This is a genomic window from Micromonospora sp. KC606 (assembly GCF_004348675.1).
Lineage (GTDB): Bacteria > Actinomycetota > Actinomycetes > Mycobacteriales > Micromonosporaceae > Micromonospora.
Map to the genome: position 1 here is coordinate 17,326 of NZ_SMKN01000032.1, position 22,887 is coordinate 40,212.

Here is a 22,887-nt window from a genome sequence, read left to right on the forward strand (position 1 = left end):
GACGTTCACTCGGGCGACCGGCAGCCCGCCGGATCCCCGGCGGGCGGAACGGCGTCGGAGGCCGAGGCGTCGGGGGTGGTTGTCGGCGTGACGGTGGTTGTCGGCGTGACGGTGATCGTCGGAGGAACGGTGGTCGGCGGGGCGGTGCGGCCGGTCGGTGGCGCGCTCACCGCCGTCCGTGGGACGGGTGTGCCGGTGGGCGGGGCGACCGGGGATGTGCTGACCTCCACACTCGGGCTTGGCGGCGGACAGATTGGCTTGAGGTTGGGGTTGGCCGGATCGTTGCTGGTCAACTCGGCCAGTCGACGCTGCGCGTCCGGCTCGTTCTTGGCCTGGATGCCCTGCTTGACCTGCTCCTGCGCGGCGAGGGTCAGGTCGTCCAGCCGGGCGGGGCTCTTCGAGTGCACCTCGGAGAGGTCGAGGCCGGCGACCTGGCCGGGCACCCCACGGAAGACCGCGAGCTGCCCCTCGTCGGTCGCCCCGACGTAGTACTGCCGCTGGGTGTAGCTCCAGCCGGCGAAGACGCCGCCACCGAGGATCACCAGCAGCGCCAGCAGCATGGCCAGGGTACGCAGCGGCCGGCGGCGTGGCCGGTCCGGATCGTCGTCCTTGGCGGCCGGATCGTCCTCGGGTACGGACGGACGCGGGGCGGAGAGCGCGGAGGCGCGAGCTGCCGGGGTGGACACGTCGGCGGAGGTGGCCATACCGCGGTCCCGGGAGGCGGCGCCGCCCACGATCGGGGCGGCCTCGACGATGTCCTGGTCGGTGGCGTCCGCGATGATCACGGTGATGTTGTCCGGACCGCCGCCGCGGAGCGCGAGCTGGACCAGGCGCTCGACACACTGCTGCGGGTCGGTGTACTCCCGCATGGTGTCGGCGATGGTGTCCGCGCTGACCACGCCGGAGAGGCCGTCGCTGCAGATCAGGTAGCGGTCTCCGGGAAGCACCTGACGGACGCTGTACTCCGGGTCGATGTCCCGGCCGTCGAGGGCGCGGGTGAGCAACGAACGCTGGGGATGGCTGCTCGCCTCCTCCGCGCTGATCCGGCCCTCGTCCACGAGCATCTGGACGTAGGTGTCGTCCTTGGTGATCTGCGCGAACTCGCCGTTGCGCAGGAGGTAGGCCCGGGAGTCACCGATGTGGACCATGCCGAGCTTGCTGCCCGAGAAGAGGGTGGCGGTGAGCGTGGTGCCCATCCCCTCCAGCTGCGGGTTGGCGTCCACGGTGTCGCGGAGCTGCTGGTTGGCGGTGCCGACGGCCTGGCGCAGCGCGTCGACGAGAGCGTCCCCGGGGACGTCCTCGTCGAGCGGTGCCATGGCACCGATGACGATGTTGCTGGCGACGTCACCGGCGGCCATGCCGCCCATGCCGTCGGCGACGGCGAGAAGCCGCGGCCCGGCGTAGACGGAATCCTGGTTTCCGTCACGGATCAGACCGCGGTCGCTGTGGGCCGCGTAGCGCAGGGTCAGAGTCATGGCCGTAATTCGAGGGAAGTGCGGCCGATCCGGATCGGCACGCCGAGGGGGACGGGGGTTGGTCCGGTGACCTTAGCGCGATCCAGGTACGTGCCGTTAGTCGATCCGAGGTCCTCGACGAACCACTGCCCGTCGCGGGGCACCAGCCGGGCGTGCCGGGCGGAGGCGTAGTCATCGGTGATCACGAGGGTGGAGTCCTCAGCCCGGCCGATGGTTATCTGCGCCTCGCCCAGGGTGATCCGGGTGCCGGCGAGTTGGCCGGCGGTGACGACCAGCTGGTGGGCGGCCCTGCCCCGCTTCACCTTTGCCGGCTTCCCCGCCTGCTGGGTCGAGGCGCCCACGCCCCGTGGCGCGGCCACCAGCCGGCCCGACCGGGCTCCTGCGAAGAGGTCGCGGCGGATGACGCCGACCACCGTGAACACAAAGATCCACAGCAGGATGAGAAACCCGAACCGGGCGACGGTGATCACGAGCTCCGGCAAGGCGGATCAGCCGTCCACGCGGAAGGTCAGGGTGGTGGTGCCGAGCTGGATCATGTCGCCGGGGTTGAGCGCGACCGCCGAGACCCGCTGACCGTTGACCATGGTGCCGTTGGTCGACCCGAGGTCGGTCAAGACGACCTGACCGCCGTCGAAATCCAGCCGGGCGTGTCGCCGGGAGATCCCGACGTCGGGCAGGCGCAGGTTCGCCTGGTCGCCCCGACCGATCACCGTCGAACCCATCTGGAGGGGGTAGGTGCGGCCGTCCCCGGAGACCAGCCGGACGTTGCGCGCGCCGCCGCCGTGTCCCGGCGGCGGGCCGTAGCCGCCGCCCTGGTCGTACGCCGGGTATGCCGGCGGGCCGGCGTCGTAGCCGCCCGGGGCGGAAACCGGGGCGACCTCGCCGCCGGTGTAGACCTCGGCGGTGACTCGGAACATGCCGGTGTCCAGCCCCTCGCCACGCTCGATCTCGACGATCACGTCGCCGTAGACCGTCCAGGCCTGCTCACCGATGAACTCCGCCTGCGACTGGGCCAGCTCCTGGGCCAGCGCGGCGGCGTACGGCGCCAGACGGCTGTGGTCGTAGGGCGAGAGATCGATCACGTAACGGTTCGGCACCAACGTGCGCCCACCAGCCAGGATGGCCTTGTGTGCCTCGGCCTCCCGCTGCATGGCGTTGAGGATCTCCACGGGGTGGACCACCCCTTTGAAGACCTTGGCGAAGGCCCCTTCGACCAGGCCTTCCAATCGCTTCTCGAAGCGTTGCAGCACGCTCACCGGCTCCTCCTCGGGTCCCGAGGACATGATGGTATCCGTCCGGCGCGCATGCAGCTCGCGCGCCGCTCGGCGGCCTCGTGGTGGCCCGTTCTCAGGTAGCGCCTCGGGCGTGCTACTGTTTCGTCCGCCGCGAACGGTGACCGCTCCACGGAGCGTAGCCGATCAGGCATGACGGAGGGCACTGCAGATGTCCGGCCCCGCTGACGACAGCGGGACGGGCAACGGCTACAGTGTTCGAGGTCCAAAGCCACGGGGAAGTGGCGGAATGGCAGACGCGCACGGTTCAGGTCCGTGTGCCCGAAAGGGCGTGGGGGTTCAACTCCCCCCTTCCCCACCAGATCGACGAGGGTCCCGCGATTGCGGGGCCCTCGCTGTGTGTCAGGAGCCGGGCGGACGTATCGGGGCGTGCCGGACGTCACGCTATGATCCGGTGGTTTCCCAGCCTCCTGATGAGGAGTGGCGTGTGAGTGTCGCGTTGGTGACCGGGTCGGGCGGTCTGATCGGCTCCGAGGCGGTCCGGCACTTCGCCGGTCTCGGCCTGGACGTGGTCGGCATCGACAACGACATGCGGCAGGAGTTCTTCGGGGCCGAGGCGTCGACCGCGTGGAACGTCCGGCGGCTGGCCGACGAGTTGGGGTCGGCGTACTCGCACCACAGCATCGACATCCGCGACCGGGAGGCGCTGGCGAAGCTCTTCGCGCGGTACGGCCGGGACATCGCCGTGGTGATCCACACCGCCGCGCAGCCGTCGCACGACTGGGCGGTCCGCGATCCGTTCACCGACTTCGACGTCAACGCCGTCGGCACCCTCAACATCCTGCAGAACGTGCGGGAGCACTGCGTCGAGGCGCCGGTGATCCACTGCTCGACCAACAAGGTCTACGGCGACCGGCCGAACAGCCTGCCCTTCGTGGAGCGGGAAACCCGGTGGGAGATCGAGCCGGGGCACCCGTACGAGCAGGGCATCCGCGAGGACATGTCGATCGACGCCTGCCTGCACTCGATCTTCGGCGCCTCGAAGGTCGCCGCGGACGTGATGGTGCAGGAGTACGGCCGCTACTTCGACATGCGTACCGCCTGCTTCCGGGGCGGCACCCTGACCGGTCCGGCGCACTCCGCCACCGAGCTGCACGGTTTCCTCGGGTACGTCGTGCGCGCCAACATGGAGCGCCGCACGTACAAGATCTACGGCTGGCAGGGCAAACAGGTTCGGGACGCCATCCACAGCTCGGACGTGGTCTCGGCCTTCGAGGCGTTCTTCCGCGCCCCCCGCTCGGCGGCGGTCTACAACCTCGGCGGCGGTCGGCACTCCAACACCTCCATGCGGGAGGCCATCACCCTGGCCGAGCAGATCACCGGCCAGGAGATGATCACCGAGTACGTCGAGGCGAACCGGATCGGCGACCACAAGTGGTGGATCGGCTCGAACGAGGCGTTCCAGGCCGACTACCCGGACTGGAAGCAGGTCTACGACGTACCGATGATCATGCGGGAGATCCACGAGGCCAACGTCGACAAGTGGGTGCCGCAGGCATGAGCGGGCAGGGCAAGCGGAACGTCCTCGGCGTCCTGGTCGACGCCACCGACTACGCCTCGGCGACCGAGCAGGTGGTGGCGGCGGCCCGGGAGCGCCGGCCGCTGGCGCTGACCGCGCTGGCCGTGCACGGCGTGATGACCGGGGTGCTCGACCCGGCGCACAACGCCCGGCTGAACTCCTTCGACGTGGTCACCCCGGACGGCCAGCCGGTGCGCTGGGCGCTCAACCTGCTGCACCACGCCGGGCTCACCGACCGGGTCTACGGCCCGCTGCTCACCCTGCACGTACTGAACCGCTTCGCCGAGGAGGGCCTGCCGGTCTACCTCTACGGCTCGACGGAGGAGACGCTGGCCCGGCTCATCCCGGCGCTCGAGCGGAAGTTCCCCGGCCTCAAGATCGCCGGTGTGGAGCCGTCGAAGTTCCGCGCGGTCCAGCCCGGCGAGGACGTGGAGATCGCCGACCGGATCAGGGCCAGTGGCGCGAGGCTCGTCCTGGTCGGGCTCGGCTGCCCGCGCCAGGAGGTCTTCACGTACGCCATGCGGCCACTGCTCGACATGCCGCTGATGGCGGTCGGCGCGGCCTTCGACTACCACGCCGGCCTGCTGAGGCAGCCGCCGCCGTGGATGCAGCGGGCCGGGCTGGAGTGGTTCTGGCGGCTGGGCCTGGAACCGAAGCGGCTCTGGCGCCGCTACGTCATCCTCAACCCGGCCTACCTGGCCCGGCTCGCCGGGCAGAAGACCGGCCTGTGGAAGGCCCGGCCGCCGGCCGCGGCCACCGAGCGCCCGTCAACCTTCGCGGTCTGATCCCGGACCGCACCGAGGCCCTTCCCGCCGGTGGGCGGGAAGGGCCTCGGTCGTACCCGGGCGTCAGAGCGTCAGCGTCCAGGTGTTGATGTGGCCGGTGTCGCCGGCGTAGACGTCCCGCACCTGGAGTCGCCAGGTGCCGGCCGCCGCCTCACTGGACAGGTTGACGGTGTAGGTGGTGTTGACGTTGTCGGCGCCGTCGAAGTAGCTGCTGTTCTTCAGCCGGTACGCCGAGCCGTCCGGGGCGATCAGGTCGATGACCAGGTCACCGCGGTAGGTGTGGACGATGTCCACCGCGACCGCGGAGGTCGCCGACGCGTTGCGAGCGCACCCGGCGATCACGATCGCGCTGGAGACCGCCGAGCCGACGTCCGGGATCGCCACGTCCGTGTCGTTGCTGCCCGAGCAGCCGGTGCTGGTGCCGGTGACGGTCAGCGAGAACGTCGTGGTCTTCGCGCCGGAGGCGGCGGTACCCGTGACGGTCACGGCGTACGTGCCGGCCGGCGTGCTCGCCGAGGTGGCGATGGTGAGCGTCGACGATCCGCCGGAGGTGACCGTGGCCGGGTTGAACGAGGCGGTCGCCCCGGAGGGCAGCCCGCTGGCGGAGAGGCTCACCGACTGGGCGGCGCCGTTGGTGGTGGCGGTCGCCACGGTGGCGGTGACCGAGCCGCCCGGCGCGGTCGAGCCGGAGGTCGGCGACACCTGGACGGAGAAGTCGTCGGTGGGCGGCGGGGTGTCGCCGTTCACCACGTACAGCAGCCGGTTCGGGGTACCGGTGCCCACATTCGTGACCACGTTCGGGGTGGCGTTGTCGACCAGGTAGTCCCGGACCTGCTGAGGGGTCCACGACGGGTTGGTCGAGAGCACCAGTGCCGCGACCCCGGCGACGTGCGGTGACGCCATCGAGGTGCCGCTGATCGTGTTCGTCGCGGTGTTGTTGGTGTGCCAGGCGGACGTGATGTTCACCCCCGGCGCCAGAATGTCCACGCAGGTGCCGAAGTTGGAGAAGCTCCCGGCGGCGTCGTTGTTCTGGGTGGCGCCGACGGTGATGGCCGGCGCGGCCCGGGCCGGGGAGTAGTTGCAGGCGTTCTGCCGGACACCGAGAGAGTTGCCGTTGCCGGCGGCGACGGCGTACGTGATGCCGGAGTTGATCGAGTTGATCACCGCGTTGTCGGTGGCCGTGCTCGCCCCGCCGCCCAGGCTCATGTTGGCGACGGCGGGCCTGGCCGCGTTCGCGGTGACCCAGTCGATGCCGGCGATGACCCCGGCGTTGGTGCCGCTGCCCTGGCAGTTGAGCACCTTCACGGCCACCAGCCGGGTCGCCTTGGCGACGCCGTGCGCCGTGCCGCCGACGGTGCCGGCGACGTGCGTGCCGTGACCGTTGCAGTCGGTGTTGTTGCTGTCGGCGGTGTTGGTGCCCCAGGTCGCCCGGCCGCCGAAGTCGGAGTGCGTCGTCCGGATGCCGGTGTCGATGATGTACGACGTCACGTTGCCCGCCGTGTTCGGGTACGTGTACGAGCTGTCCAACGGCAGGTTCCGCTGGTCGATCCGGTCCAGGCCCCAGGACGGCGGGTTGGTCTGCGTACCGGAGATCGAGACGGTGTGGTTCTGCTCGACGTACGCCACGGTGGGGTCGGCGGCGATGCGGGCGGCGGCCCGCGCGTCGACCCGTACCTCGAAACCACGCAGCGCGGCGGCGTAGGTGCGGGCGACGCTGCCACCGTGCCGGCCGGCCAGTCGCTGCGCGGTGTCGCCGACCCGGGTGCGGGCGACGGCGCTGTCCTTGAGCACGACGATGTAGCTTTCCGCGACGGCGGTGGGGCCGCCCGCCGCACGGACCACCCCTACGGGCTCGGCCGCCGCCGGCGTGCCGGTCGCGACCACCGCCAGGGCGGCCACACCGACGAGTACGGACCTGTGTGCAAGAGCCATCCTTCTACCTCCTTCGACCGGTCACCCACCGTCGCCCGTCATGATCAGGCTGATCGATGAAATCCGATCCCTAGAGAGTGGCGGCTGGAAGAGCGGACGCGCACATGCCGATTTGCCCATACCACCCGAGGGATGGACCCCCTACGGGACGCGTTGGGGGTCCGGCTGGGGACGGTCCCGGATTCGCCGACGTCGAAGAAGGGAAAGGCTGTCCGGTATGGAGAGTCAGCTCATCGTCCTGGTCCCGATCGCCGTGGTGTGGCTGGCCGCCGGGATCGTGGCGGACGGACTGCCCCGGCTGGACCGTGCCCGGGCGCTGCGTCGGCGTACCGGATGGCTGCTCGCCCTGACCGTGACCGGCCTCAGCATGACAGCGGCGGTGTTGCTCACGGACCTGGCCAGCACCGGCGACACGCCTGCCGACCGGGCGGCGGCGGGCCTGACACTGGTGGCCGTTCCCGGGGTCGTCGTCGCGGCCTGCGCGGTGCGCCGCGCCCGTCGGCTCCGCTCCGGCGCGCGAGCCCTCGCCACCGCCTCCGGCACCCCCGCGCCGTACGGCCTGCGGGCCACCGCGGCGCACCCGCTGATCGCACTGCCGGTGCAGGTGACGGCCCTGGCCACGGTGCCGCCGGTGCTGTCGACCGTCGGGGTCGACCTCACCGCCGGCCCCGGCCTGACCGGCCCGGCCATCACGGTCGGCGGAATCGTGGTCATCGCGATCGGGGTACGCCACGCGCTCCGGCACAGCCGGCTTGCCGAGCGGGCCCTACCACCGGCCACGGGGCTGACCGGAACGCCGGTGTCAGCGCGACCGGCCGGAGCCCTGCACGTATAGCAGTTCGAGAATCGCGCGGGTCGCCTCGAACCAGCGGTCCAGCCAGCCCGGTGGCGGCACGCTGCCCTTGGGTGGCAACTCCAACAACAGGCCGCGCAGCAGCGGGTGATCAACCAACGAGTCGCTCGTGCCGGTCGGCCAGCCGGCGGGCGGGAACGACGGCTCGGTGAGCGGATTCGGGTCGAGCGACGGCAACGACAGCGGCCCGACCTCGGGCGCGGTGGAACCGGGATCCCGCCCGCCGATCTCGGTGTCGGTGGATCCGACCTCGGTCAGCACGGTGTCCCGGCGGGCGCCGCGGTACTTGCCGCCGAACCGCTCCGTCTTCCCGGGGCCGTTGGTGAGGTTGTCTGAACCGATCGTCGTCATCCGTCTCGCCTGCCTCGCTCGGTTGCCGATCCCTGGTGCGGTCGACCAGCGCCGTACCGAGGGGTTCAACGAGACGGGGCGGATGTGGCGACGGGCCGGCCGGGAGTTCCCCGCCCGGCCCGCCTCAACGCCACGCTGCGTTGGTCAGTGTGAGATTAACGCGCCGCTCCGCGCGCCGGCGACGAAGGCGTGCCAGTCGCCCGGAGCGAAGACCAGGGCCGGGCCCGTCTTGTCCTTCGAGTCCCGTACCCCGACCGCCCCCGTCACGTACGCCACCTCGACGCAGTTGTCGCAGTTCGGCCCGCTCTTCGAGCTCTTGAACCACGTCGCCTGCGTCAGGTCCACGGGGTACTCCTTGGTCGCCAATTCCACAGCGGCTCCTCTGCCAGTTTTGCGATGTGAGCTATGGACTCCTCCGGACGGATGGCCGCCGCTCGAATGTGGTCGAAGATGAAGCTGTACTTCTGCAGTTCGTCGCTCTTCTCCAGAAACAGCCCACCCGTGGCGTTCTCCGCGTACACAACATCGGGATCACCCGGTTCGGGGAAGCTGAGAATGGTGAATGTGCCGTCCATGCCGGCGTGCGCACCCACCTCGAAGGGCAGGACCTGCATGGTCACGTTCGGCAGTTCGGCCACCTCCACCAGCCGCCTGAGTTGGCCACGCATCACCTCGTCGCCACCCACCGGCCGGCTCAGCACCGCCTCATCGAGCACCACCCACAGATCGACCGGATCATCCTGGGTCAACAACGACTGACGCCCCAGACGGACACGCACCCGTTGTTGCACCTGGTCGGCGGTGAAGTCCGGGCGGGCCGCCCGGATCATCGCGCTGGCGTACTCCTCGGTCTCCAGCAGGCCCGGCACCACCTGCTGCTCGTACGCCCTTATCGAGCTGGCGGCGGCCTCCAGCCCGACGTACGCCCCGACCAGCACCGTGCTGTACGGGTGCCACCAACCCTTCTGCCGGGCCTCTCGCGCGATCTGCACCAGCTCGTCGCTCTCCGCGCCGACCACGCCGTAGATCCGCAGCATGTCGCGGACGTCCCGGGGCGTCGCGGAGGTGTGGCCGGTCTCGATCCGCGATATCTTCGAGGCCGAGCACTCGAGCTGCTCGGCGACCGCCTCGATGGTGATCCCGGCGGTCTCACGCTGCCGACGTAGTTCGGCCCCCAGCCGCCGTCGCCGGATCGTGGGGCTGCGCCGCTCGCTCACCGCGCTGCTCCGCGGACGGCGGGACGGGAACGCTCGTTCCTCGCGCTCACCCGGTTACCTCCGGTCGCTCGCGCCGGCGTCGACACCCGCCGAGGGCGCGACCGGATGGCGGGCGATCGTTCGCGGCAGGGGTGGTGCCGGTCGTCGACCGGCCGCGTCGGGCGAAACCGGCGTCCAGTGTGCCGCTCCGGGGTCGGCGTCATCAAGCGCCTTGTTCACGTGTCGTGCTCGCGTATCGGCAAAAGTCGACGTGCAACTTGCATGTCGCACGACGCTGATGCAATCTGTCCGTATGGCTCGGGTCACTGACCGTCTTCGGATGATCTCCCGCCGTGGTAAAGCCACCGGTGGCGAGACGGTCGGGCGGCCCCCGCCGACCGCGATGAGACCTGCCCCCGGGGTGAAGACCCCGCCGCTGCACGCCCGACGGCTGCGGCGGCGGGAGCGGTACCCGGGAGCATCCGGGTGATGGTCGGGTGGCGGTCCGCCACCAGCGGATACGGCCCGACCAGCACCAGGTTTCACCGGCCCACGGGGCACCACCCGATCATGGGCCCGTATCACTTCCCTCGATCGAATCCGGTCGGCGCGCCTTGCCGGCCACTTCTCCCCAGGAGCCCATGTGCTTCCCCGCTCCGGTGACGTACTGCACGTGACTCGCGCGGCGAGTGTCCAGTTCATCCGGCCCATCACGTTCCGGGTCATCCGGGTACTCGACTGGCCGACCTATGACGGTTGGCTCTGGCTCGACGGCTACGAGTTGAACGCGGCGGGGGACGCGGTCAACCGGCGGTCGATCTTCGTCCAGCAGGCAGGACTCCGCACGCTCCAGGCGGCCCCCGCCCTACGCCCACACACCGTGCGGCCCCGGCGGCCGCTCAACCGTAAGCCCGTTCCGGTGGGCTGAGCTTCTCCGTTACCCCGCCGGGAGGCGTGCCGTCGCCATAGACTCGGTACGCCCACCCCGGCGAAAGTCACCACCCCGCGCGTCCCGGACCCTGAACCTGGGATGGCCATGCTCGAGATGCCCGCCGCGCGGCGGAACCACAAGTCCCGTACGGGTTACACCTTCGGTCTGATGGCGCTGGTCGGCGCCGCCCTCACGCTCGTCGTGCTGGTGCGCTACCCGGCCGAGTCGGCGACCCGGCTGGCCGAGCCGGTGCCGGCTCCCGAGATCACCGTGGTCGAGGCCCCGCCCGACGACGGAAGCCTCGGCGACTCCGACGACTGGGCCGGCACCGACGGCGCTCTCCCCACCGATGACGTCCCGGCTCACGCCGGGCACGGCGCCGACGCCGGACCGACTGACGACATCCCCGCCGACGCCGGGCCGGGTGTCGCCGCTGGTCCGGTCTCCGGCACCGCCCGCAGCAGCGGCATCGAGCCGGGCGGCGGCGGGGGCGAGGAATCGCTCGCCGACGCACCAGCGCGCCGATCCTTCGTCGACCAGCGGCAGGCCCTCAGCCGGTCACTGTTCTGGGCCGGGTCGCTCGGGTTGGCGGTCTCGCTGGCCGGGCTGGGCCTGGTGGGCAGCAGACGCCGACGGTGGTGAGCGGTCAGGGGGTCGTGGTCGCCCCGGCCGTCGGCTCACCCGGCTCGCCGCCCGGCGGGGATGGCGACGGCGCGGCGGCGACCACCAGCGTCACCTCCTCCCCGGGACCTACCGGCGCACCGGCCTCCGGGTCGGTCTCGACCACCGTGCCCGGCACCTGTTCGGACGACTCCCGGGTCTCCACCCGGTAAGACAGGTCGAGCCGGTCGAGAATCCGCTCGGCCGTCGCCCCGGGCAGCCCGACCAGGGGTGGCATCGGCACCGGGACCACCTCGGTGGCCGGCGGGGTGCTGGCCGGCTCGGTGGTCGGGGCGGCGCTGGTCGGTGCTGCCGTGGTCACCGGCGCGCTGGTCGGCGCCGGAGGCGGGGTCGGTGCCTCGTCCCGCTCGGGCGTGCGCACCGCCAGCCAGACGCCGCCGCCCAGGACGCCGAGCAGGAGCAGGGCCAGGATCCCCAACAGGATCGGCATCCACCAGCGGGGCTCGCGCTGCTCCTCGCCGTACCACATCGGCTCGGAGTAGTCGGGCGGTCGGGGCGGCGGCACCCCGGCGCGGCCCGACCAGACGGCCGGGTTCGGCTCCGGCGGGGTGGCGGCAGCCGGCGGAAGCTGCCGGGTCCGGTCCGCCGGCTCCTGCCGGGCCGTGGCGTCGAGGGGTTCCTGCCGCGCGGTGGCGTCGAGGGGTGCCTGCCGCGCGGTGGCGTCGAGGGGTTGCCCGCCGGAGGGACGGTCCGCCGGCGGCAGGGGGTGCGTCGCGTCGTCGGGGAGTGGCTCCTGGCGGTCGTCGCTCATGGCACGTCCTCTCCCCCACCGGGCAGGCGTCGTGGCCTCACCCGTCACGGTAACGGCCCGGGACACCACCCGCCCGGATCAGCACGCCGCGCCGCACTGCCAGCTGGCTGGCTGGCTCCACTCCTACCGTCACCACCGGGTCTGGCGGCCACCCACCCGCCAGCCGGCCCCGATTCCGGCTCCGTCGCCAAAGCGTGGGAGTCCGGTGGTCTCGCCAGCCAGAGCAGTTAGTCCTGCTCCGGGGTGCAGGTCACGGAGACCGGGTCGTTCCACCGCGCGGTGCTGCCGCCCGGCGGATCCTGGGCGCTGACCGTGCCGACACCTCCGGTCGGGTAACGGGGGTAGAGGCCGCGCTCGCCCAGTTTCCCGGGGACGTCGGCGCAGTCCTCGTCGTCGAGATCCGGCACCTCGACCTCCGGCGCCGGCCCCGCCACGTACAACTGGACGGTGGTTCCCCGGGTGACCGGGGCGTCCGCGGCCGGCACCGTCCGCAACACCTCGCGTCCGCTCCCGGTGCCGAAGACCAACCGCCAGCCCAGTTTCCGATCGCGCAGTTCGTCGCGGGCCTTCTCGAAGTCGGCACCGACCACGTCCGGCACGGTGAGGTCGGCGGAGGGTCGGGGCGGCGCTGCGCTGGTGCGTGGAGCGGTCGGCCGGTCGGCGGCGGGCCGCGGCGGGGCCGCGGAAGTCGCCCGCGCCGAGGAAGCGGTGGACGGCGCGGCGACCGACGACCCGGTCGAGGGCTCGGCGGGGTCGGCGAGCAGCCATCCGGCGGTCGCACCCACGGCGGCGAGCAGAACGAGAACCAGGCCGCCGCCCAGCAGCAGGGTCCCCCGGCCCGGCTGCCGGGGCTCCGGATTGTCCGGAAGGGTCTGTCCGTCGTTCATCGCGCTCCCGCCTCGTCACCGCGACCGTACCGGTTGCCGCCAAGCCGTCACCACATGTCGCACGGACACCGCCACGGCTCGCCCGGCCGACCAGGGGACGTTACGCTCCCCGACATGGCCGGACGACGCTGGGGAGGATCAACCGCCACCGCGGCCGGTGTCGCTGCCGGCGTCGGCGCGGCGCAACTGGGCTTCGCCTACGGGCTGGGCATCATCGACTGGGCACCGGTCGACACCGTGCGTGTCGAAGCGGCCTGGTTCGCGAGCCTGGCATGGGCGACCTGGATAGCGGCCGTCTCCACCGTGCTCGGCGCCGTCTGCGCGCAGCGACTCGACGAGCGGGGCAGCGACGAGCCGCCTCCCGGCGGCGTCTTGCGCCGGGCGACGCTGGCGGTCGCCGCCGCGGTGGGCGCCTCGCTCACAGTCCTGCTGGTGGCCGTCCCCGCCCGGGTGGCCACCGCGCCCCACACCTCGTCCCCACCGGCCGTCGCAGCCGGCTACGCGGCCGGCGGCGTGCTGCTGGGCCTACTGGCCGCGCTCTGGGCGCTCTCCGTCCGGGCCGCCGCCACCAACGTGATCATCACGGTGGGCTGGCTCTGGCTGCTCGCCGTGGTGTCGGTGGTGGACGGAGCCCTCGCCGGGCGCGGCCTGAACACCGCCCAGCTCGGCATCTGGCAGATCAGCGCCGACCGGCCGGGCTATTGGCTGCGCGACTACGTCTACTGGCCGGGAGTGTTGCTCGCCACCGGTTCGGCGCTGCTGATCGGCGCGCTGGCCGCCCGGCGTGCCGCCCGCCTGGCACCGCGCGGGCTCGGCGCGGCGATCTCCGGCGCGGCCGGACCGCTCCTCGTCGCGGTGGCCTACCTGCTGGCCGTGCCCCGCCTCGCCTCGGTCACCCCGGCGCAGGTGTCGGCGCATCTCGTCGCCCCGTACGCGGTCCTGGTCGGTGCCGCCGGCTCGGTGCTGGTGGCCGCGCTCGCCCAGCGCGCCGTGCGTCGCGCCGCCGCCGGGCAGCAGGGCTCCGTGTTCCGGCAGCGCGCCGACGAGCCGCCGCTGCCGCCGGCCGACGATCCGACGCCGGTTGGCGGGGAGACCACCGCCGCCGCACCGCTCCCGGCCGTCCCGGCTCCGCGATCGGCCGAGCCGACCGACCCCGCACCCCTCGCGACCACCCCGATCGACCCGGCATCGGACGGGGCCGTTCCGATCGGGCGGAGGGCTCCGGCCGCCGAAAGCCCCGATGCCGCCTCCGGGGAGGGTCCCGGGCAGCCGAGCGGCGACCCGGACAAGCCGACCGGCCCCGGGGCCGGTCCGAAGACCCGGCCCGGTCACCGCACCCGTTGACGGGCCCCGGCGATGCTCCCTCCGGCGGCGGAGCGGCGTCAGTCGACCGGCCAGGTGTGCACCGGCTGGTTGCTGCGCTGGAGGTCGGCGTAGCGGCGGGCCATCTGGTGCAGGGCCGCGTCGCGGTCCATGCCGCGGTGCCGCTCGGCCGCCCAGACCGCCTCGGTCTGCCACACCGCACCGTTGCGGCCGGTACGGCAGCGCTGCTCGATGATGCCGAGCAGCCGGTCCCGTTCGGTCGGGGCGACGCCGAACCGGTCCAGTCCGGTGGCCGCCGTCGGCAGCAGGGTGTCCAGGACCAGCTTGGTCACCGGCACGTCGCCGAGCCGGGGCCAGTGCAGCACGGCGTCCATGCCCCGGCGGGCGGCGGCGTGGAAGTTCTCCTCGGCGGAGCTGAAGGGGAGCTGACTCCAGATGGGACGGTCCGCCTCGGCAAGCCCGCGCGCCAGGCCGAAATAGAAGGCCGCGTTGGCCAGCATGTCGACCACGGTCGGGCCGGCGGGCAGCACGCGGTTCTCCACCCGCAGGTGGGGGCGGCCGTTCATGATGTCGTAGACCGGGCGGTTCCAGCGGTAGACGGTGCCGTTGTGCAGGCGCAGCTCCGCCAGCCGCGGCACGCCGCCGGCGTGCAGCACCTCGACCGGGTCCTCGTCCTCGCAGATCGGCAGCAGCGGCGAGAAGTAACGGACGTTCTCCTCGAACAGGTCGAAGATCGAGGTTATCCACCGTTCCCCGAACCACACCCTGGGGCGCACGCCCTGGGCCTTCAGCTCATCCGGGCGGGTGTCGGTGGCCTGCGCGAACAGCGCGATGCGAGTCTCTGCCCAGAGTTGCCGTCCGTACAGGAACGGGGAGTTGGCGCCGACCGCGACCTGGACGCCCGCGATGGCCTGCGAGGCGTTCCAGTAGTCGGCGAAACTGTCCGGCGCGACCTGGAGGTGGAACTGGAGGCTGGTGCAGGCGGCCTCCGGCGCGATCGAGTCGGTGTGGGTCTGGAGCCGTTCGACGCCCCGGATATCCAGCTCGAGGTCCTCGCCCCGGGCGCCGACGATCTGGTCGTTGAGCACCCGGTAGCGCTCGTTGGTGGAGAGGTTGTCGGCCACCAGGTGACGCGCGGTGAGGGTGGGCAGGATGCCGACCAGGACGATGCGGGCGTCGGACTTCGCCGCGCGCTCGTCGGCGCGGGTGAGGCTGCTGCGAAGATCCTGCTCGTAGTCGGCGAAGCCGGTGCCCTCGATCAGCCGGGGCTTCGCGTTCAACTCCAGGTTGAACTGCCCCAGTTCGGTCTGGAACAGCGGGTCCGCGATGGCGGCCAGAATCTCCTCGTTGCGCATCGCCGGCTCCGCCGCCGGGTCCATCAGGTTGAGCTCGATCTCCAGGCCGGTCATCGGTCGGTCCGCGTCGAAGCCGAAATCGTCCAGCATCAGCGCGAAGACGTCCAGGCAGCGCCGGACCTTCTGCCGGTAGCGGACCCGGTCCTCCCGGGAGAAGGCGCCCTGCTCGACGTCTCTACCCATGTGCCCTCCTGGCGCGAGGCGCGCGGGACCGTGCCGTCCCACCGCGCGTTGGTGAACCAACCGTAAGAGCGCTTTCGCGCGAGGGCCAGAGGCCACCGACGGTACGCGCTGCGCCCCTCTCTACCCCGCGGCCGTCGCCCAAACCGACACGGAGTCGCCGACGAGAAGTGACAATTCGCACGGTGGATGCGGCGAGGCCCCCGCTCGCGGAGCGGGGGCCTTCGTCGGCGGGTGGCTCAGGCCTGGCGTACGGCCTCGCCCTCAATCTCGATCTTGATCTTCTTGCCGACCAGCACCCCGCCGGTCTCCAGCGCCACGTTCCAGGTGAGGCCGAAGTCCTCGCGGTCGATCTCGGTGCTGGCGGTGAAGCCGAACACGTCGGTGCCGAACGGGGTGTGGCCGACGCCCTCGAACTCGACCTCCAGCTCGACCTGCCGGGTGACACCCTTGATGGTCAGCTCACCGAGCAGGACGAACTCGTTGCCGTCCCGGGATTTCACGCTGGTGCTGCGGTACTCCAGCGTCGGGAACGCCTCGACGTCGAGGAACTCCGGGCTGCGCAGGTGGGCGTCCCGGTCGGCCTGCTTGGTGTCGATGCTGGCCGCCTGGATGGTGGCAGCCACCGAGGACTGCATCGGGTCCTCGGCGACGGTGATGGTGGCGGTCACGTCGGCGAACTCGCCGCGCACCTTGCTGACCATCATGTGCCGGGCGACGAAGCCGACCCGCTTGTGTGCCGCGTCCAGCAGGTAGGTGCCGGGAGCTGGGATGGTGAGGCCTTCCCAGTCGCGGGTAACCGACTCGGTGCTGGTCATGAAACTGCCCTCCAGGGAGATTGTTTAGTAGCCCGACGACTGACTGAGCAACTATAACGGTTGCAATATTCCCCGTGTCAAGTACTGGTAGGATGGCCAGGTGGACCAGAACGTGTTCGACGACCCCAGGATCACCGCCGTCGGCCTGCTCGTCGAGGCGTACGCCGGGCTGTCGGCCCGGTTCGCCGCGCAGTACGAGGAGCACGGCCTCTCCGCCGTCGAGTTCGAGGTGTTGATGCGACTCGCCCGCTCACCGGGGCATCGACTGCGGATGACCGATCTCGCCGCCCAGACCTCCCTCTCCACCAGCGGTGTCACCCGCGTGGTGGACCGGATGGAACGCGACGGCCTGCTCTGTCGGCGGGCCTGCCCGTCCGACCGGCGCAGCTCGCACGCGATGGTCACCGCCTCCGGCCTGAAGCGACTGAACGAGACGATCCCCGGTCACCTGCGGATCATCGAGCAATGGTTCACCGGCCAGCTCGAACCGGACGCCCTGGCCGCGACACTCGACGGCCTGCGCCGGGTACGCGACGCCGTACATCCCGGCGCCACGGCGGGCAGCACCACCTCCGGAGACGAGAAGATCGATTCCGCCGACTGAGGCACCACCGGCAGAATCACCGGCAGAACCTGACAGACGACCGGAACAACCCCCGGGAACGCCGACAAACAGGACAGGTGGACTGGCTAGCGTACGTCTCGCGCGGGGAAGCACCGGGGGGTGCTGGGCGCGAGCGATCGAGCGAGGGTGTCACCAGGGGGCTTCTTCGCTCGCGCCTCCCTCCACGTCACCAGACCTATTGCCGCCCGGCCGTCGGCACGGACCCATCCGGCTCGGGCAGTCAACCACCACCCGTCCGCGCACCGCCGCAGCGATCGGCCCGGGTGCCACCCGCCGGACAGCCGCCGACCGGGCAGCCCAGCGACCGGGCAGTGGCCGGCAAACCTCAGTCGTCCGCGCCGGCGACGCGGGGCAGCCCTTGGTCGCGCAGTAGCTCCAGCTCGTAGGGCACGAGCCGGATGCCGCTCTGCCGGCAGGCCCGGTCGAGGCGCTCACGCGCCACCGGATCGCCTGTGCTCGCCACCAGGCCGACCAGCGCCTCGATCACGTCCCGCCGGTCCTGGCCGGTGGCACCGGCCTCCGCCGCGACACCGAACCACTCCGCCGCCAACTCCCGGTCGCCCCGCCGCAGGGCCATGGTCCCCTCGATCAGCGCGCAGATCCCCTCCTCCGGCCGCCATACGGCCGGCGGGCCGGAGCCCGGGTGCCCGGACGCGGACCTCGGGGCGGCAGCCTGGCACGCGCTCGCCCGCAGCACGGCGAGGACCTCGGCCGCCTCGTCCAGCCGACCGCCCTGGGCCAACGCCAACCCCACCGTGCCGAGCACCCGGCGGTGGTGCCCCGGGTCGCCCAGCTCGCCCAGCACCCTCGCCACCCGCCGGCCCCGCTCGGCCGCCTCGGCGTACCGGCCCTGGTGACGGACCACCTCGGCCAGATTGGCCCGGGCAAGCAGACGCAGCCGCCGCTCGCCGCACTGTGCGGCCAGCCGGTCGACCGTGGCAAGTCGACGGCGGGCACCGGCCAGGTTGCCTAGGCGGATCTCGTGCCAGGTGAGGTTGTTCTGGGCGACCGCCATGTCTCGTGGCCGGTCGTGCATGCTGGCCAGAGCCAACACCGCTTGCGCCTGCTCCCGCGCCCCGTCGTGGTCGCCGGTGGCGATCAGCAGCGCACAGAGCACGGTGCGCGCCTCCAGTTCGCCGGTGACGTCGCCGAACGTGCCGAACACGTCGAGCGCCGAGCGAACCGCCATCAGCTCCTGTGCCCCCGCGCCGTGCTCGGCCGCCAGCCGGGCCACCCCGAGCAGCGCCCAGGCCCGCAACATTCGGTCGGCGTCGGCGGTACGCGGGTCCGCCAGCAGCCGCCGCAACCACTGCCGTCCGGTGACGTCGCGCCCACGCAGCCGCCACCAGCGGGGCAGCGCGGTTGCCAGCCGCAGCGCGGTGTGCGGGTCGTCGGTGGCCGCGTGCGCCAGGGCGGTACCGATGTCGCTGGTCACCTCGTCTAGTCGGCGCACCGCACGGGACAGCTCCGGGCCGACCAGATCCGGTGCGGTGCGGGCCACCAGCCGGGTGACGACCACCGCGTGCCGGCGGCGGATCGCGGTCAGCTCGCCACGCCCGGCCGCCTGTTCGAGGGCGAAGTCCCGGACCGCGTCGAGCAGCCGGAACCGGAACTCCCCGGTGCCCCGGATGCTGACCAGGCCGAGCTGCACCAGCCGGTCCAGCAGCGGGACCGGGTCGGTGACCGGAGCGACCTCGTCGGCCAGTAACTCCTCGGCCAGCTCCACGGACCACCGGTTGGTGAAGACGGCGAGCCGGCGCAGCGCCGCCCGTTCGGGCCCGGCGAGCAGACGGTAGCTGGTGGCCACCGCCTCCCGCAGGGTCACCGGCGCCGCGGCCCGCACGGCCGTCCCGGCCGGCTCCCACCCCCGGTGGCCCGGGTCGGCGGCGGCCAGGTCGAGCACCCGGTCGCCGTACCGGTCGAGCAGCTCGTCCAGGTCGAGGACCCGGCCCCGGGCGGCCATCAGCTCGATGGCGAGCGGCAGGCCGCCGAGCCGGCGCACCAGCGCGGTCAGGGCGGGCAGTTCCCGCTGGTCGGGTGGCTCCCGGCGGACCCGGGCGAGGCGGGCGGTGAAGAGCGTCGCTGCTGGGTACCGGGCCAGGCCGGCGGCGTCGCGCACGTCGGGCGGGGGCACGTCCAGCGGGGCGACCGGCCGGACCAGCTCTCCCGGTACGCCCACTGGATGCCGGCCCGTCACCAGCACCCGCAAGGTGGGCACCACGTCGGTGAGCTGCCGCAACGCCTCGGCCACCGGTCCGGGCGCCCGTTCCACCGCGTCCACCAGCAGCAGCGCCGGGCGGCCACGGAGCCGGCCGGCGAGATCGGGCAGGCAGGACGCGCCCAGCACCGCGCTGACCGTGGCGAGCATGTCGGCGGCGTCCGTACTCTCGCCGACCAGCACCCCGGCCGACCCGCCCGGGTGCGCGTCAACCACCTCGTGTGCCACCGCCAGGGCCAGTGCGGTCTTGCCGACGCCAGCCAACCCGACCAGGCTCACCACCGGCGGTCCCCCGTCGGCGGTGAGCAGGGCGACCACGTCGGCTCGGTCCCGCTCCCGGCCGACCAGCTCGGCCGGGGGTGGGAGCGCGAGCGGCGTACCCGAGGCGGCGGCGGAAGTGGCGATGGCGCCGGTGCCGGCCGGCGTGTCCCCGTCCCCGGCGGCGGCGCGTTCCTTGGTCCGCCGCCGGGCGGCGGAGAGGAAGGTGACGCGGGCCTCGCCGGTGAGGCCGAGCGCGTCGGCGAGCAGTTCGACGGTGCTGCGCTGCGGCCGGCTGGCCCGGCCGCGCTCCAGGTCCCGCACCGTCCGCACCCCGAGCCCAGCCCGCTCCGCCAACTCGGCCTGGGTGAGATCGGCGGCCAGGCGGTGCCCCCGCAACAATTCCCCGAGCAGGGTACGACCACCCGGGCCCGACACGTGATCATGAGCCGGGGTCATGGGCAGGAAGGGTACGGATGGGATACGACGGGAGACACCGATACGTCGTATGCCCGACGGCCCGGAACCTGACAGAGCCCTTGCCGCACGACGCGCGGCCGGGCTCGCCGGGAATCAGACGCCGAGGTCCCGCGCGATGATCATCCGCTGCACCTCGGAGGTGCCCTCACCGATCTCCAGGATCTTGGCGTCCCGCCAGAAGCGGGCCACCGGGTACTCGTTCATGAATCCGTAGCCGCCGTGGATCTGGGTCGCCTCGCGGGCGTTGTCGACGGCGATGGTGCTGGCGTGCAGCTTCGCGATCGCGGCCTGCCGCTTGAACGGCTCGCCGGCCAGCATCCGCGCCGCCGCGTCGTAGTAGGCCAGCCGCGCGGTGTGCGCCTTCAGCTCCATGTCGGCGATCTTGAACTGGATCGCCTGGTAGCTGCCGATCGGCTGGCCGAACGCCTGCCGCTCCTTCGCGTACCTGATCGACTCGTCGACGCAGCCCTGGGCCAGACCGACAGCGAGCGCGGCGATGGCGATCCGGCCCTCGTCGAGGATGCGCAGGAACTGGGCGAACCCGCGCCCTCGCTCGCCGAGCAGGTTGGCCGCCGGGACTCGGCAGTCGTCGAAGGCCAACTCGTGGGTGTCCGACGCCGCCCAGCCGACCTTCGAGTACCCCGGAGCGACCGTGAAACCCGGGGTTCCGTTCGGCACAATGATGGTGGACAGTTCCTTGCCGCCGTCGGGCCGGGTACCGGTGACGGCCATGACGGTGACCAGCGTGGTGATGTCGGTGCCCGAGTTGGTGATGAACGCCTTCGCTCCGTTGATCACCCACTCGTCGCCGTCCAGGACCGCCCTCGTCCGGGTGCCGCCCGCGTCCGAGCCGGTGCCCGGCTCGGTCAGGCCGAAGCCGGCGAGCGCCTCACCGCTGAGCAGCTTCGGCAGCCACTGCGCCTGCTGCTCCGGGGTACCAAACCTGTAGATCGGCATCGCGCCGAGGGAGACCGCCGCCTCCAGGGTGATGGCCACGCTGGAGTCGACCCGGGCCAGTTCCTCCAGGGCCAGGCAGAGCGCGAAGTAGTCGCCGCCCATGCCGCCGTACTCCTCGCCGAAGGGCAGGCCGAACAGGCCCATCTTGCCCATCTGCCGGATGATCTCGTACGGGAAGGTGTGCTTCTCGTAGTACTCGCCGATGACCGGGGCGATCACCTCGCGGGCGAACTCCCGCACGCTGGACCGCAGCGCCTCTTGTTCCTCGCTGAGCCGGAAGTCCATCTGATCCTCCTGTGTGGCTGGGCCGCCGGGCGCTCGTGACGCCGGGACGGGTGATGCTGGTCCCGGACGTGCCAGGACCACCGCGGGGTGGCGTCAGACCGGGGTGACGCCGTGCCGACGGCGCGAGAAGTGCCGGTCCTTGGTGCGTGCGGCGGCGAAGCGGCGGACCAGCTCGGCGCGGAGCTCGTGCGGCTCGACGATCGCGTCGACCACCAGCTCGCTGGCGAGTCGGACGATGTCGATGTCCCGCTCGTACTCCTCGCGCTTGGCGGTCACGAACGCGGACCGTTCGGCCTCGTCCTCGATTGCGGCGATCTTGTTGGCGTAGACGGCGTTGACCGCGGCCTCCGCGCCCATCACCGCGATCTTCGCGGTCGGCAGCGCGATCGTCGCGTCCGGCTCGAAGCCGGGGCCGGCCATCGCGTAGAGGCCCGCGCCGTACGCCTTGCGCACCACCACGCAGATCTTGGGCACGGTCGCCTCCGAGATCGCGGTGATCATCTTTGCGCCGTGCCGGATGATGCCCTGCCTCTCCACCGCGCTGCCCACCATGAACCCGGGCACGTCGGACAGGAACAGCAGCGGCACGTTGAACGCGTCGCAGAGCTGCACGAACCGGGTCGCCTTGTCGGCCGAGTCGACGAAGAGCACCCCGCCCTTGAACATCGAGTTGTTGCCGACCACCCCGACGACCTCGCCGGCCAGGCGGCCGAAGCCGATCGTCAGCTCCCTGGCCCAGAGCGCCTGGATCTCGAAGAAGCTGCCCGCGTCGAGCAGGCCCCGGGCGTACCGGCGCATGTCGAACGCCTGCCGCTCGCTGGCCGGCACCAGCGCGGCCAGGTCGACTTTCTCCGGCGCGGCCACCGGCTCGGCGGCCGGCGGCGCCTGCGTCCAGTTCGCCGGCAGATACGACAGGTAGCGCCTCACCACGTCGAGCGCCTCGGCCTCGGTCTTGCAGAGAAAGTGCCCGACGCCGGACTCGGCGCAGTGCACCTTCGCCCCGCCCATCGCCTCCAGCGTGGTCTTCTCGCCGGTGACCATCTCGACCATCCGGTCCGAGCCGAGGTACATGCTGGCGTTGCCGTCCACCATGGCCACCACGTCGCAGAACGCCGGAATGTACGCCCCGCCGGCCGCGCTCGGCCCGAACAGCGCGCAGACCTGCGGGATCGAGCCGGAGGCGCGGACCTGGTTCCAGAAGATCCTCCCGGCGCCACGCCGGCCGGGAAACAGCTCGACCTGGTCAGTGATCCGGGCGCCGGCAGAGTCGACGAGGTAGACCATCGGCACTCCGGTCGCGTACGCCCGCTCGATGATCCGGATGATCTTCTCGACGGTACGGGCGCCCCAACTGCCGGCCTTCACCGTCGAGTCGTTCGCCATCAGGCAGACCTGTCGACCGTCGATGGAGGCGGTGCCGGTGACCACGCCGTCGGCCGACAGGCCCTCGGCCATCGCGTTTGCGTACAGGCCGTCTTCGATGAACGAGCCGTCGTCCACCAGCAGGGCGACCCGCTCACGGGCGAAGAGCTTGCCCTTGGCGGCATTCGCCGCGTGGTACTTGTCCGCACCGCCGGCGCGGGCGCGCTTGCGTAGCTGCTCCAGTGCCTCACCGTCGAGCGTCACGCCGACTCCCTCGCCCCTGCGCCGCCGCCTCGTGAGCGGACGAACCGACCTGAACGATCGTTAGGCTAGCGCATCGCGCGCCCTTCCGGCGACCCCGCCACCCCCGCCT

21 protein-coding genes and 1 tRNA gene are annotated in these 22,887 nt (G+C 72.0%); 8 read left to right on the forward strand and 14 right to left on the reverse strand.

Annotated elements, in window-relative coordinates:
* Nucleotides 1-5 precede the first annotated feature (5 nt).
* From E1193_RS10245 to E1193_RS10255, 3 genes are read right to left on the reverse strand one after another with little or no spacing between them, the layout of a single operon-like run.
* Entirely contained in the window at nt 6-1,475 is a 1,470-nt protein-coding gene (locus E1193_RS10245) for a PP2C family serine/threonine-protein phosphatase (RefSeq protein WP_132182536.1), read from the reverse strand.
* Nucleotides 1,472-1,957 (reverse strand): FHA domain-containing protein, encoded by a 486-nt coding sequence (locus E1193_RS10250; RefSeq protein ID WP_091293936.1) that lies wholly within the window; start codon nt 1,955-1,957, stop codon nt 1,472-1,474. The genes E1193_RS10245 and E1193_RS10250 overlap by 4 nt, the downstream gene beginning before the upstream one ends.
* Nucleotides 1,958-1,963: 6 nt before the next feature.
* Nucleotides 1,964-2,758 carry a DUF3662 and FHA domain-containing protein gene (locus E1193_RS10255; RefSeq protein ID WP_088959603.1) on the reverse strand — a complete coding sequence of 265 codons (795 nt, stop codon included), beginning with the start codon at nt 2,756-2,758 and terminating at the stop codon, nt 1,964-1,966.
* Nucleotides 2,759-2,982: 224 nt separating this feature from the next.
* Between E1193_RS10255 and E1193_RS10260 the strand changes: the two genes are divergently transcribed.
* From E1193_RS10260 to E1193_RS10270, 3 genes are all read left to right on the forward strand, one after another.
* Nucleotides 2,983-3,068: transfer RNA gene (locus tag E1193_RS10260), tRNA-Leu, on the forward strand.
* Nucleotides 3,069-3,194: 126 nt separating this feature from the next.
* On the forward strand, nt 3,195-4,268 hold the full coding sequence (locus tag E1193_RS10265; protein ID WP_132182538.1) for an NAD-dependent epimerase/dehydratase family protein: 1,074 nt from the start codon (nt 3,195-3,197) through the stop codon (nt 4,266-4,268).
* The gene (locus E1193_RS10270; RefSeq protein WP_132182540.1) at nt 4,265-5,071 is read left to right on the forward strand and encodes a WecB/TagA/CpsF family glycosyltransferase; all 807 of its coding nucleotides are present in this window, start codon (nt 4,265-4,267) and stop codon (nt 5,069-5,071) included. Before E1193_RS10265 ends, E1193_RS10270 begins: the two co-directional genes overlap by 4 nt.
* 63 nt (nt 5,072-5,134) lie before the next feature.
* Here the strand turns inward: E1193_RS10270 and E1193_RS10275 are convergent, their stop codons facing one another.
* Entirely contained in the window at nt 5,135-7,003 is a 1,869-nt protein-coding gene (locus E1193_RS10275) for a S8 family serine peptidase (RefSeq protein WP_132182542.1), read from the reverse strand.
* A 217-nt stretch (nt 7,004-7,220) separates the two neighbouring features.
* Here E1193_RS10275 and E1193_RS10280 point away from each other — a divergent pair, with 217 nt between their 5' ends.
* Nucleotides 7,221-7,838 (forward strand): hypothetical protein, encoded by a 618-nt coding sequence (locus E1193_RS10280; protein WP_132182544.1) that lies wholly within the window; start codon nt 7,221-7,223, stop codon nt 7,836-7,838.
* Here the strand turns inward: E1193_RS10280 and E1193_RS10285 are convergent.
* From E1193_RS10285 to E1193_RS10295, 3 genes are all read right to left on the reverse strand, one after another.
* A complete protein-coding gene (locus E1193_RS10285) occupies nt 7,806-8,207 on the reverse strand; it encodes a hypothetical protein (RefSeq protein WP_132182546.1) in 402 nt (133 codons plus the stop codon). The two genes, E1193_RS10280 and E1193_RS10285, sit on opposite strands and share 33 nt — an antisense overlap.
* 144 nt (nt 8,208-8,351) lie before the next feature.
* The gene (locus E1193_RS10290) at nt 8,352-8,573 is read right to left on the reverse strand and encodes a DUF397 domain-containing protein (RefSeq protein ID WP_132182576.1); all 222 of its coding nucleotides are present in this window, start codon (nt 8,571-8,573) and stop codon (nt 8,352-8,354) included.
* Nucleotides 8,543-9,424 carry a helix-turn-helix transcriptional regulator gene (locus E1193_RS10295; protein ID WP_132182548.1) on the reverse strand — a complete coding sequence of 294 codons (882 nt, stop codon included), beginning with the start codon at nt 9,422-9,424 and terminating at the stop codon, nt 8,543-8,545. Before E1193_RS10295 ends, E1193_RS10290 begins: the two co-directional genes overlap by 31 nt.
* 622 nt (nt 9,425-10,046) lie before the next feature.
* Between E1193_RS10295 and E1193_RS10300 the strand changes: the two genes are divergently transcribed.
* Both E1193_RS10300 and E1193_RS10305 read left to right on the forward strand, forming a co-directional pair.
* The gene (locus tag E1193_RS10300) at nt 10,047-10,331 is read left to right on the forward strand and encodes a hypothetical protein (RefSeq protein WP_132182550.1); all 285 of its coding nucleotides are present in this window, start codon (nt 10,047-10,049) and stop codon (nt 10,329-10,331) included.
* A 102-nt stretch (nt 10,332-10,433) separates the two neighbouring features.
* Entirely contained in the window at nt 10,434-10,976 is a 543-nt protein-coding gene (locus tag E1193_RS10305; protein WP_132182552.1) for a hypothetical protein, read from the forward strand.
* A 4-nt stretch (nt 10,977-10,980) separates the two neighbouring features.
* On the opposite strand, the gene E1193_RS10310 is transcribed toward E1193_RS10305, so the two are convergent.
* The gene (locus E1193_RS10310; RefSeq protein WP_132182554.1) at nt 10,981-11,766 is read right to left on the reverse strand and encodes a PASTA domain-containing protein; all 786 of its coding nucleotides are present in this window, start codon (nt 11,764-11,766) and stop codon (nt 10,981-10,983) included.
* A 227-nt stretch (nt 11,767-11,993) separates the two neighbouring features.
* On the reverse strand, nt 11,994-12,653 hold the full coding sequence (locus E1193_RS10315; RefSeq protein WP_132182556.1) for a PASTA domain-containing protein: 660 nt from the start codon (nt 12,651-12,653) through the stop codon (nt 11,994-11,996).
* A gap of 114 nt (nt 12,654-12,767) precedes the next feature.
* Between E1193_RS10315 and E1193_RS10320 the strand changes: the two genes are divergently transcribed.
* Nucleotides 12,768-13,997, forward strand: a complete 1,230-nt coding sequence (locus tag E1193_RS10320) for a hypothetical protein (RefSeq protein WP_132182558.1) — start codon at nt 12,768-12,770, stop codon at nt 13,995-13,997.
* A gap of 38 nt (nt 13,998-14,035) precedes the next feature.
* Here E1193_RS10320 and E1193_RS10325 read toward each other — a convergent pair whose 3' ends face one another.
* Together E1193_RS10325 and E1193_RS10330 are read right to left on the reverse strand one after the other, a co-directional pair.
* Nucleotides 14,036-15,514: a glutamate--cysteine ligase gene (locus tag E1193_RS10325; RefSeq protein ID WP_132182560.1), complete on the reverse strand. Its 1,479-nt coding sequence runs from the start codon at nt 15,512-15,514 to the stop codon at nt 14,036-14,038.
* A 236-nt stretch (nt 15,515-15,750) separates the two neighbouring features.
* Nucleotides 15,751-16,329: a YceI family protein gene (locus E1193_RS10330; RefSeq protein ID WP_132182562.1), complete on the reverse strand. Its 579-nt coding sequence runs from the start codon at nt 16,327-16,329 to the stop codon at nt 15,751-15,753.
* Between the two features lie 100 nt (nt 16,330-16,429).
* On the opposite strand from E1193_RS10330, the gene E1193_RS10335 reads away from it, so the two are divergent.
* On the forward strand, nt 16,430-16,933 hold the full coding sequence (locus tag E1193_RS10335) for a MarR family transcriptional regulator (protein ID WP_132182564.1): 504 nt from the start codon (nt 16,430-16,432) through the stop codon (nt 16,931-16,933).
* A 346-nt stretch (nt 16,934-17,279) separates the two neighbouring features.
* On the opposite strand, the gene E1193_RS10340 is transcribed toward E1193_RS10335, so the two are convergent.
* From E1193_RS10340 to E1193_RS10350, 3 genes are all read right to left on the reverse strand, one after another.
* A complete protein-coding gene (locus tag E1193_RS10340) occupies nt 17,280-19,889 on the reverse strand; it encodes a helix-turn-helix domain-containing protein (RefSeq protein ID WP_132182566.1) in 2,610 nt (869 codons plus the stop codon).
* A gap of 114 nt (nt 19,890-20,003) precedes the next feature.
* A complete protein-coding gene (locus tag E1193_RS10345; RefSeq protein ID WP_132182568.1) occupies nt 20,004-21,152 on the reverse strand; it encodes an acyl-CoA dehydrogenase family protein in 1,149 nt (382 codons plus the stop codon).
* Nucleotides 21,153-21,245: 93 nt separating this feature from the next.
* Nucleotides 21,246-22,778, reverse strand: a complete 1,533-nt coding sequence (locus tag E1193_RS10350) for an acyl-CoA carboxylase subunit beta (protein ID WP_132182570.1) — start codon at nt 22,776-22,778, stop codon at nt 21,246-21,248.
* Nucleotides 22,779-22,887: the final 109 nt, after the last annotated feature.